The organism is Prescottella sp. D32 (genome assembly GCF_037287305.1).
Lineage (GTDB): Bacteria > Actinomycetota > Actinomycetes > Mycobacteriales > Mycobacteriaceae > Prescottella > Prescottella equi.
On sequence record NZ_JARBSW010000001.1, the window covers coordinates 223,153 to 232,719 of the forward strand.

10 protein-coding genes are annotated in these 9,567 nt (G+C 67.7%); 5 read left to right on the forward strand and 5 right to left on the reverse strand.

The features are described 5' to 3' along the window. Positions 1-53: 53 nt before the first annotated feature. The 5 genes from PSS76_RS01000 to dnaA form a co-directional block, all read right to left on the reverse strand. Positions 54-605: a DUF721 family protein gene (locus PSS76_RS01000; RefSeq protein ID WP_064059516.1), complete on the reverse strand. Its 552-nt coding sequence runs from the start codon at positions 603-605 to the stop codon at positions 54-56. Then, positions 602-1,828, reverse strand: a complete 1,227-nt coding sequence (gene recF, locus PSS76_RS01005) for a DNA replication/repair protein RecF (protein WP_013414369.1) — start codon at positions 1,826-1,828, stop codon at positions 602-604. The genes PSS76_RS01000 and recF overlap by 4 nt, the downstream gene beginning before the upstream one ends. Continuing rightward, complete coding sequence (gene gnd, locus PSS76_RS01010) at positions 1,828-2,751, reverse strand: phosphogluconate dehydrogenase (NAD(+)-dependent, decarboxylating) (RefSeq protein ID WP_064059515.1); 924 nt, start codon at positions 2,749-2,751, stop codon at positions 1,828-1,830. Before gnd ends, recF begins: the two co-directional genes overlap by 1 nt. A 74-nt stretch (positions 2,752-2,825) precedes the next feature. Continuing rightward, the gene (dnaN, locus tag PSS76_RS01015) at positions 2,826-4,010 is read right to left on the reverse strand and encodes a DNA polymerase III subunit beta (protein WP_005516611.1); all 1,185 of its coding nucleotides are present in this window, start codon (positions 4,008-4,010) and stop codon (positions 2,826-2,828) included. Between the two features lie 519 nt (positions 4,011-4,529). Beyond that, on the reverse strand, positions 4,530-6,104 hold the full coding sequence (dnaA, locus tag PSS76_RS01020) for a chromosomal replication initiator protein DnaA (RefSeq protein WP_013414367.1): 1,575 nt from the start codon (positions 6,102-6,104) through the stop codon (positions 4,530-4,532). A 648-nt stretch (positions 6,105-6,752) separates the two neighbouring features. Between dnaA and rpmH the strand changes: the two genes are divergently transcribed. The 5 genes from rpmH to PSS76_RS01045 all read left to right on the forward strand — a co-directional run bounded on the left by rpmH (position 6,753) and on the right by PSS76_RS01045 (position 9,374). After that, positions 6,753-6,896 carry a 50S ribosomal protein L34 gene (gene rpmH / locus PSS76_RS01025; RefSeq protein WP_005516618.1) on the forward strand — a complete coding sequence of 48 codons (144 nt, stop codon included), beginning with the start codon at positions 6,753-6,755 and terminating at the stop codon, positions 6,894-6,896. 26 nt (positions 6,897-6,922) lie between these two features. After that, entirely contained in the window at positions 6,923-7,300 is a 378-nt protein-coding gene (gene rnpA / locus PSS76_RS01030) for a ribonuclease P protein component (RefSeq protein ID WP_080559294.1), read from the forward strand. Next, positions 7,297-7,635, forward strand: coding sequence for a membrane protein insertion efficiency factor YidD (gene yidD, locus PSS76_RS01035; protein WP_005516623.1), 339 nt, complete (start codon positions 7,297-7,299; stop codon positions 7,633-7,635). Before rnpA ends, yidD begins: the two co-directional genes overlap by 4 nt. Positions 7,636-7,710: 75 nt before the next feature. Next, complete coding sequence (gene yidC / locus PSS76_RS01040) at positions 7,711-8,802, forward strand: membrane protein insertase YidC (RefSeq protein WP_005516624.1); 1,092 nt, start codon at positions 7,711-7,713, stop codon at positions 8,800-8,802. 20 nt (positions 8,803-8,822) lie between these two features. After that, positions 8,823-9,374 (forward strand): Jag family protein, encoded by a 552-nt coding sequence (locus PSS76_RS01045; RefSeq protein WP_005516625.1) that lies wholly within the window; start codon positions 8,823-8,825, stop codon positions 9,372-9,374. Positions 9,375-9,567: the final 193 nt, after the last annotated feature.

A 9,567-nucleotide genomic window follows, 5' to 3' on the forward strand; every position in this document is an offset into this window, starting at 1 on the left:
CACTCGACGAAGTAGCCGTAAATGTAACACCCGGTAATAGGTAAATCCAGGGGTCAGCCGTACGTGTCCCGCGGGCCCCGGCCCGAGATGTGCCGTTCGCCCTTGCGCCAGCTCGGCGCGGTGGGGCCGGTGATGCGCAGCGACTTCACGACGCCGTGCCCCACCGCCGCCGCGATCTTCGCGAGGATCTGCGCCTGCATCATCCGCAGCTGCGTCGCCCACGCGGTGGACTCCGCCGACACGCTGAGCACACCGTCCCGCAGCCCCGTCGGCTCGGCGTGCGACGCGATGTCCGGGCCGACGACATCGGCCCAGCGGCCCAGCACCGTGCCCTCCGACACCTGCGTCGACCAGCCGCGCTGCTTCGACACCGCGCTCACCAGGGCACCGAACGGCTGCGGGTCCCGGTCGTCCGGTCCGGCACCGGACCAGGAACGCCGACGCGACCGCAGCGCGCGGACCCCGCCGCGCGGAGACTTCCGCCCCTGTCCCACCGCCTTGCCGTTCGCCTTCGCCGCCGCGCGGGCCTCCTCGAGCGCCCGCCGGGCGAGGTCGACGCCCTTGAGTTCGGGCTCCGGCTGCGACTCGGACTGTTCGCCGGTCATCGGTCTCCTCCCGTCGTGCTGATCCGGCCGAGAGCGGTGAGCTGCGAGAGCCGCCCCCGCTCGGTGTCGTGCGCCTCGACGCCGAAGCGCGTCGCCGACAGCTCGGCCGGCACGTCCTCGGCGACCGCCGCGGTGATGAGGACCTGTTCGGCCTGGGCCGCCACGCCCGCGAGAGCGGCCCGGCGCTTGCGGTCCAGTTCGGCGAACACGTCGTCGAGCATCAGGACCGGGTCGCTGCCGTCGTCCCGCAGCAGGAAGAACGCCCCCAACCGCATCGACAGCGCAAACGACCACGATTCACCGTGACTGGCAAAGCCTTTCGCGGGCTGATCGCCGAGGATCAGTTCCAGGTCGTCGCGGTGCGGGCCCACCAGGCACACTCCGCGTTCGATCTCGCGCTGCCGCATCTCCGACAGCTCGTTCAGGAAGCTCACTTCCAGCAACTCGACGTCGTCGGGATCGGGTTCCCTTGTCGGGTCGAGCAATTCGGGCGGTAGCGAGGTTCCGAGGCTGCTCTTGTAACGCACCGACGCCGGACGTGACTCCGGCGCCAGCGACCGGTAGGAGGCCACCAGGTGCGGCGCCAGGTCGTGCACCAACCGCAGCCGCGACGCGAGCAGTTGCGCCCCGTGTGCCGCCAGGTGACCGTCCCAGATGTCCAGGGTGGCAAGAGCACTCGCGCCATCCGACGATCGGGCGCCGCGCCGGAGCGCTCCGCCTGCCGTCTTGAGCAGCGCCGAGCGCTGCCGCAGCACCTTGTCGTAGTCGGCTCGGACCCCGGCCATCCGCGGACGCCGTGCGGTGAGCAGTTCGTCGAGGAAGCGCCGCCGGTCTCCGGGGTCCCCCCGCACCAGCGACAGGTCCTCGGGTGCGAACAACACGGTCTGCAGGATCCCGACGATCTCCCGCGGCCGCCGCGCCGGGGACTGGTTGATCCTGGCGCGGTTGGCCCTTCCGTCGTTGATCTCGATGTCGATGCCCAGTTCGCGCCCGTGGTTGGCGATCAGCGCGCCCGCGTAGGCCTGCGGGGCGCCCGCCCGGATCAGCGGCGCATCGCTGGAGACCCGGTGCGACGACAACGTCGACAGATAGCCGAGGGCTTCGAGCAGATTGGTCTTGCCGTGGCCGTTGCGTCCAACGAAGACGGTGCACCCGGGCTCGAGATCGACGGTGACGGCGTCCCACGAGCGGAAGTCGCGGAGGGAGAACTTGCGGACGAACACTAGGTTCCCGACTGTCCGGACGGCGGGACGACGCCGGATTGCCCGGCCGGCCGGACGGCGTGCCCGCCGAACTGGTTGCGCAGTGCCGAAACGGCCTTCATCGCGGGTGAATCGGCCTGACGCGAGGCGAACCGCGCGAACAGGGCAGCGGAGATCACCGGGGCGGGCACCGCGTGGTCCAGTGCTTCCTGCACCGTCCACCGGCCCTCGCCGGAATCCTCGGTGTAACCGGAGATCTCGGCGAATTCCGGATCCTCGGCGAGCGCCTTCGCCAACAGCTCGAGCAGCCACGAGCGCACCACGGTGCCGTGCGTCCACGCCTGCAGGACGCCCTGCACGTCGGTGACGAGGTGCTCGGCCTCGAGCAGTTCGTAGCCCTCGGCGTACGCCTGCATCAGCCCGTATTCGACACCGTTGTGCACCATCTTGGCGTAATGTCCGGCGCCGACCGGTCCGGCGTGCACGAATCCGCCGGCACGCTCGCCCTCGGGACGCAGGGCGTCGAAGATCGGCATCGCCCGCGCGACGTCGGCCTCCGCGCCGCCCACCATCAGTCCGTAACCCTCCGTGAGACCCCAGATGCCTCCGGAGACACCGCAATCGAGGTAGCCGATGCCCCGGCCGCCGAGGAGGTCGGCGTGGCCGCGGTCGTCCGTGTAGCGGGAATTGCCACCGTCGATCACCAGGTCACCGGGCTCGAGCACGGACGCCAGCTCGCTGATCGTGCTGCGGGTGATCTCACCCGCCGGCACCATGACCCACACCACCCGGGGCGCCGTGAGCGCAGTCGCCAGGTTCGCGAGGGAGGGCACGTCGGTGACCTCGGGCCGCGGATCGAAGCCCACCACCTCGTGGCCGCGTTCGCGCAGCCGGGTGCGCATGTTGAAACCCATCTTGCCGAGTCCGACCAGTCCGAGCTGCATCCTGGGATGTCCCTCCGCTAGTTGGTGATTCGAGCTGGGCTCCGTTTCCCGAAGGCGCCGGCCGCGGGCGTGGATCAGCCGGGGAGCCGCACCGGCATCAGCAGGTAGATGTAGTCGCTCTCGGGGGCCGCGAAGGTCCCGGACTCGCCGCGCTCGAGCTCTTCCTCGCCGGCCGGACGCAGCACCGCGGGACGGCTCGGGGTGGTGAAGCCGAAGGTGACGCGCTCGGAGTGCAGCGAGTTGAGACCGTCGATGAGGTAGCCGGGGTTGAACGCGATGACCAGCGGCTCGCCCTGGAAATCGGCCTCGAGCGCCTCCTCGGCCCGACCGGCGTCGTCGCCGCCCGCGGACAGGACCAGACCCTCGCTGTTGAACTCGAGCCGCACCTGGGCACCGCGCTCGGCGACGAGAGCCACACGCTTGATCGCGTCGACCAGCGGGGCGACCGTCACCGTGGCCATCGCGGTGTGCTCGGCCGGCAGCAGCTGACGGAACTTGGGGAACTCGGCGTCGAGCAGGCGGGTGGTGGTGCGACGGCCGTCGGCGACGATGCCGAGCATGCCCTCGGTGCCGACCGACGCACCGGCGCCGAGCGCCAGCTCGACCGGGGACAGGGTGTTGCCGCCGAGGGTCTTCGCGGACTCCGACAGCGTGCGGGCCGGCACCAGCACCGCGGCCGTGACGTCGCCGGCGGTGGGCATCCACTCGAGCTTGCGGACCGCGAGGCGGAATCGGTCGGTGGCCGCGAGGACGACGTCGGTGCCCTCGATCTCGACGCGGATGCCGGTGAGCATCGGCAGGGTGTCGTCCTTGCCGGCAGCGACGGCGACCTGGCTGACGGCCTCGGAGAACAGGTCCACCGGCAGTGAACCGGTCTGCTGCGGCAGCGTCGGCAACTGCGGGTAGTCCTCGACCGGCATCGTGGGCAGGGAGAACTTGGCGCTACCGCAGGCGATGAGCACCCGGGTGCCGTCCACGGTGACGTCGACCGGCTTGTTGGGCAGCGCGCGGGTGATGTCGGCGAGCAGCTTGCCGGACACCAGGACCTGGCCGGTGGTCGTGACCTCCGCGGAGACCCGAACCTGGGCAGAGACCTCGTAGTCGAAGCCGGAGACCGTCAGTCCCTGCTCGTCCGCACCCAGCAGCACACCGCCGAGGACGGGGACGGGCGGCCGGGACGGCAGGCTGCGCGCGACCCAGGCGACGGAGTCGGCGAAGTCCTCCCGAGCAACGCGAAACTTCATACTTCCAAGCTCCATCGCTCGGGTGTTCCTCTCGGTAGGCGCGGACGGTCGGCGGCCGCAGTGCACACGGCTGCGCTAGCAGTCTGACACAGCGGACAGGGGACACCGTAAGCGTTCGGACGCCATGTTGGAAAGCGGACGAACGCGTCTCGAGACACCTCGAGGCGGGGTGTGAACAGGAGGCCTGGGCCGAGATGTTCACAGGTCCTGTTTTAGAAGAACTTCTCTCGAGAAGACTTCAATCACAGTAATAGGCACTGTGGAATCTGTGGATGAACGCTCGAAGCCCCAGGTCCGGCTTCCTCGAGGCGTGGGGACTTCTCGAGGACGTACTCGAGGATGAATCGAGGGACGTTGTGGACACCTCGAGGATGTCCGGAACTGTCCCACGGTTCTCCACAGCGATTACACCTTATACACATACCTATCCACAGGTGTTAATCCTTTGGGTTTCGTGTCTCGAGTCACCCCTGGAAACACGACGTCCGCACGGCGTGAACCGTGCGGACGCGGGGTGTGCGGGGCGACCGGCCGTCAACTCTTGGAGCGCTGCTTGATCCGGGCGGTGAGCTCCTGGACCTGGTCGTACACCTTGCGGCGCTCGGTCATCTCCTTGCGGATCTTCTTGTCCGCGTACATGACCGTGGTGTGGTCGCGGCCGAACGTCTGCCCGATCTTGGGCAGCGACAGGTCCGTCAGCTCGCGGCACAGGTACATCGCGATCTGACGGGCCTGCGCCAGCGGCCGGGCCTTGCCGGGGCCGCACAGGTCGTCGATCGAGGTGTTGAAGTACTCCGCGGTGACGGCCATGATGGTCGCCGCGTTGATCTCGAGCGCTGCCGAATCGGGCATCAGGTCCCGCAGCACCACCTCGGCGAGCTTGAGGTCGAGCGCCTGGCGGTTCAGCGACGCGAACGCCGTCACCCGGATCAGCGCACCCTCAAGTTCGCGGATGTTGCGTTCGATGCGGCTGGCGATCAACTCGAGGACGTCGTGCGGGACGTCCAACCGATCCATCCGCGCCTTCTTCGACAGGATGGCGATCCGCGTCTCCAGTTCGGGCGGCTGGACGTCGGTGATCAGCCCCCACTCGAACCGCGTCCGCAGCCGCTCCTCGAGCGTCGCCAACTGCTTGGGCGGACGGTCCGACGACACCACGATCTGCTTGTTCGCGTTGTGCAGGGTGTTGAAGGTGTGGAAGAACTCTTCCTGGATACCTTCCTTGCCCTCGATGAACTGGATGTCGTCGACCAGCAGGATGTCGGTCTCGCGGTACCGCCGCTTGAAGGCGACCTTGCGGTCGTCACGAAGACTGTTGATGAAGTCGTTCGTGAACTCCTCGGTGGAGACGTACTTCACCCGCAGTCCCGGGAACAGGCGCTGGGCGTAGTGGCCGGCGGCGTGCAGGAGATGTGTCTTGCCGAGGCCGGAGGCACCCCAGATGAACAGCGGGTTGTAGGCGCGGGCAGGGGCCTCCGCGATCGCGACCGCGGCTGCGTGGGCGAACCGGTTGGACGCGCCGATGACGAACGTGTCGAACGTGTACTTCGCGTTCAGGCTGTTGCCGCCGGTCGCGCTCGTCGAGGGACCGGTCGGCGGCTTCGTGAAGTACGACGGCCACGACTCGTGGACGCTCGCGAGCGCCTCCCGATCGTCGTCGACTTCCTCGTGTTCGGCCAGGTCGACGGCCACGGACTCGCTCATCGTGAGGTGCCTGCGGCGTGCGGACGCCCCGTCGGGGTAACTCGAGTCCGCGAAGTCGAGTGCGGCTCCGCGGTCGGTCTCGTCCGCAGGCGCGGCGTCGCCGGAGTCCTCGCCACGATCCTCGGACGGTGCGGCGATCCGAACCCCGAGCCCCTCGACCTTCTGGCCGAGATGACGGTTGAGGGCCCGCAGTATCGGCTCCCGCAGGTCGCGTTCGATCGCTTCCTGAGCGAGAGGCGACGGGACCGACAGCAGCGCGAAGCCCTGCGCATAGGTCAGCGGTCGAACGAGGGCGAGCCAGGCCTTCTGCGCTTTCGTCAGCTTGGGGCTGTCGGATGCGTCGGAGGTCAGTTCGGCGACGACGTCGCGCCAGACATTCGCCAAGGCGTTCGGATCGTCGTTCACTCTGTGTCCTCCCCGTCTGCGGGTCTGCTCGGCAGGTTGCCGTGGTTGTCTGTTGAGCTCCCCCGGGTGAGGCTGAACCCCTGAACTGCTGGGCAACGAATATGCCACCTGATCACTGTTTCCACACAATTATCCACAGATGTGGACAACGCTCGAGTGTGGGCTCGGCGGCTCGGGATGTTCACTCACGCCGAGCCCTCGAGGCTCTCACCAGGTGGAATGGTTTCCGGAGGGGTGACGCGCCTACCTGCGCGGGTCCGGACCCGGGCCGCGGGCGGGGGTGTTAGTTGTCTTACAGTCCTGCTTCTCGAGTGCGGTGCGATCACGCAGCCGGCGCGGTCCACTTCTCGAGACGTGCGCGCAGGTCGACAAGGCCATTCACGGACGGTAACAACCGATAGGTCGGTTCACTGCGATTCGAAAAATTCGGGCGCCCGAATCTCACACCGACCTCCAATCGCGCAAGCCGGCGCCGACCCCGGTTTGACCTCGACTCCGGTGGTCAGTACCCTCGAACAGTCACCCGATGGTGAAGGATGCGCGCTGACCGCAGGTCGGTGCCCCGGATGCCGCGAGTGGCCCCCCGATTTCCAGTGAAATGTTAGACCGACGCCGTCCGGCGTCACCGATCTTCGAGGAGTGTTGACCGTGGCCAAGGGCAAGCGGACGTTCCAGCCGAACAATCGCCGCCGCGCGCGCGTTCACGGCTTCCGTCTTCGTATGCGGACCCGTGCGGGTCGTGCAATCGTTTCGGCGCGTCGCCGTAAGGGCCGCGCCGAGCTCACCGCCTGATTCGATCCTGACGTCAGGAGCTCGGGGTGTTACCTGAGCCGTACCGCCTGCGTCGCCGCGCGGATTTCTCCGCGACGGTGCGAGGCGGACGTCGTATGGGTAGACGGGATCTGGTCGTCCACGCTCGCGAGCGTGGTGCGACCGACACCCTGGTGAGCATCGATGGGCCCCGTTTCGGGCTCGTCGTGAGCAAGGCTGTCGGACCGGCGGTGATTCGTCATCGAGTCGCCCGCCGGTTTCGTCATATCTGCGCCGGCTTGGTCGACACTCTCCCCGTCGACACCGACGTGGTGATTCGCGCGTTGCCGGGATCGGCGACCGCAACTTCCCGGGAACTCGACAAACAGCTGCGATCGGTCCTGCGACGGATGGATCTGCTGGCTGACGAAGGCAAGCCGGCATGAGCAGCGAACACGATGAGGCGCGGACCGAGCCCGGTCCGCGCTCGTCGTCGTTTCTCGGCACTGTGTGGACTACGCTGCGAAGTTTCCCCGCGCGAGTCCTGATCTTCCTCATCGAGCTGTACCGGACGTACGTGTCCCCACTCCGCCTGCCGACCTGTCGGTTCACGCCGACCTGCAGCGAGTACGCGGTCGACGCGATGCGGACCCACGGTGCGATCAAAGGCTCGGCACTGACTGTCGTGCGGCTCGCGAAGTGCGCGCCCTGGCACCCTGGTGGGTGGGATCCCGTCCCGGAACGACGCGGACGGCACCTCCACCATGTGAGCCAGGAATGACGCGTCCCGCTCGCCCGGAACTTGCCCAACTCCACGGCGTGGTGAACGTGGACGAACAGAGGAGTGCTTAGAGTCGTGCTCGACTTCATCTACTATCCGGTGTCTTGGATCCTTTGGGTCTGGCACAAGGTGTTCGGCGCCGTACTCGGCCCGGACAACGGCTTCGCCTGGGCGCTGGCCGTCATGTTCCTCGTCTTCACGCTGCGTGCCATTCTGTACAAGCCGTTCGTGAAGCAGGTGCGCACCACCCGGCAGATGCAGGAGTTGCAGCCGCAGATCAAGGCGCTGCAGAAGAAGTACTCCAAGGACCGCCAGCGCATGGCGCTGGAGATGCAGAAGCTCCAGAAGGAGCACGGCTTCAACCCCGTGATGGGCTGTCTGCCCGTGCTGCTCCAGGCGCCCGTGTTCATCGGCCTGTTCCACGTGCTGCGTTCGTTCAACCGGACCGGCACCGGTATGGGACAGCTGGGCATGACGCCGGAGCAGAACGCCGCCATCGGCAACTACGCGTTCAGCCCGGACGACGTCCAGTCCTTCCTGAGTGCCCGTCTGTTCGGTGCCCCGATCTCGGCTGCGATCACCACCCCGCAGGCACAGCTCGAGGCGTTCGGTCTGTACGGCACGGTCCCGACGGTCCTGAACATCGCGGCCGTGGCGATCCCGCTCATGGTCATCGCGTCCGTCGCGACCCACTTCAACTCGCGTGCCTCGGTCGCCCGCCAGAGCGCGGCCGCCGCCGCCAACCCGCAGTCGGCGATCATGAACAAGCTCGCGCTGTGGGTGTTCCCGCTCGGCGTGCTCGTCGGTGGCCCGTTCCTGATGATCGCGATCCTCCTGTACTGGGTCTCGAACAACATCTGGACGTACGCGCAGCAGCACATCGTCTTCCGCCGCATCGACGCGGAGGAAGCAGCGAAGAAGCAGGCCGTGATCGAGCGTCGGGCCGACAACGCCCCCAAGCCGGGAGCGCGCCCCAAGGTCGACAAGAAGAAGGCGTCCGCGCAGCAGTCCTCCCCCGTCGTAGACGCGGAGTCCGAGGATGCCGGCTCGACGGACGACACGGAGAGCAGTTCGGGCTCGGGCGGAGGTGCGGCCGGTAACCGGCCCAAGCCGAAACCCCGGCCCGCCGCGAACCGTCCCAAGAGCAACAAGCGCAAGCGGCGCTGACCTCGAGAAAGAGATCGACGATGACCAGTGAGCAGGACATTGCCCGGGAGGGTGAGGACAGGGAGAACACGGACGTGGTAGTCGAGACTCCTGATGTGGCCACCGACGGCGAGGACGACCTCATCGAGGAAGGCGAGATCGCCGGTGACTACCTCGAGCAGCTGCTCGACGTGCTCGACTACGACGGCGACATCGACCTGGACGTCGAGGGCGACCGGGCGGTCGTGAGCATCGACGGCGGTGACGATCTGGCCAAGCTCGTCGGCCGCAAGGGCGAGGTTCTCGACGCGTTGCAGGAGCTGACGCGCCTCGCGGTACAGCAGTCCACGGGCGTCCGGAGCCGGCTGATGCTCGACGTCGCCGGCTGGCGTGCCGGTCGTCGTGCGGAGCTCTCCGCTCTGGGCAAGGAGGCCGCCGAGCGCGTGCTGGAGTCGGGTGAGCGTGAGTCGCTGGCGCCGATGACGCCGTTCGAGCGCAAGATCGTCCACGATGCGGTGGCGAAGGTTGCCGGCGTGTCGAGCGAGAGCGAGGGCGCCGAGCCCAACCGCCGCGTCGTCGTTATCAAGGACTGACGTAGCGGGCTCGCCCGAAAATCGTGGAAGGGCCGCGACTCCCCCGGGGAGTCGCGGCCCTTTCTCTTGTTGTGTGGTGGTGGGTTGGGGAGGATGTTTCACGTGGAACTGGTTGATGAGCAGTGGGATGTGGTTGGTGCGGTGGCTCGGGTGTTCGGTGAGCGGGCGCCGTTGGCGGAGGCGTATCACGCGT

Coding starts and splice junctions, on each gene's coding strand:
- dnaN (WP_005516611.1), bottom strand. CDS start 4,010: ATGGAGCTTGGAAGTATGAAGTTTCGCGTTGCTCGGGAGGACTTCGCC.
- PSS76_RS01045 (WP_005516625.1), top strand. CDS start 8,823: ATGACCAGTGAGCAGGACATTGCCCGGGAGGGTGAGGACAGGGAGAAC.
- PSS76_RS01000 (WP_064059516.1), bottom strand. CDS start 605: ATGACCGGCGAACAGTCCGAGTCGCAGCCGGAGCCCGAACTCAAGGGC.
- gnd (WP_064059515.1), bottom strand. CDS start 2,751: ATGCAGCTCGGACTGGTCGGACTCGGCAAGATGGGTTTCAACATGCGC.
- yidD (WP_005516623.1), top strand. CDS start 7,297: ATGAGCAGCGAACACGATGAGGCGCGGACCGAGCCCGGTCCGCGCTCG.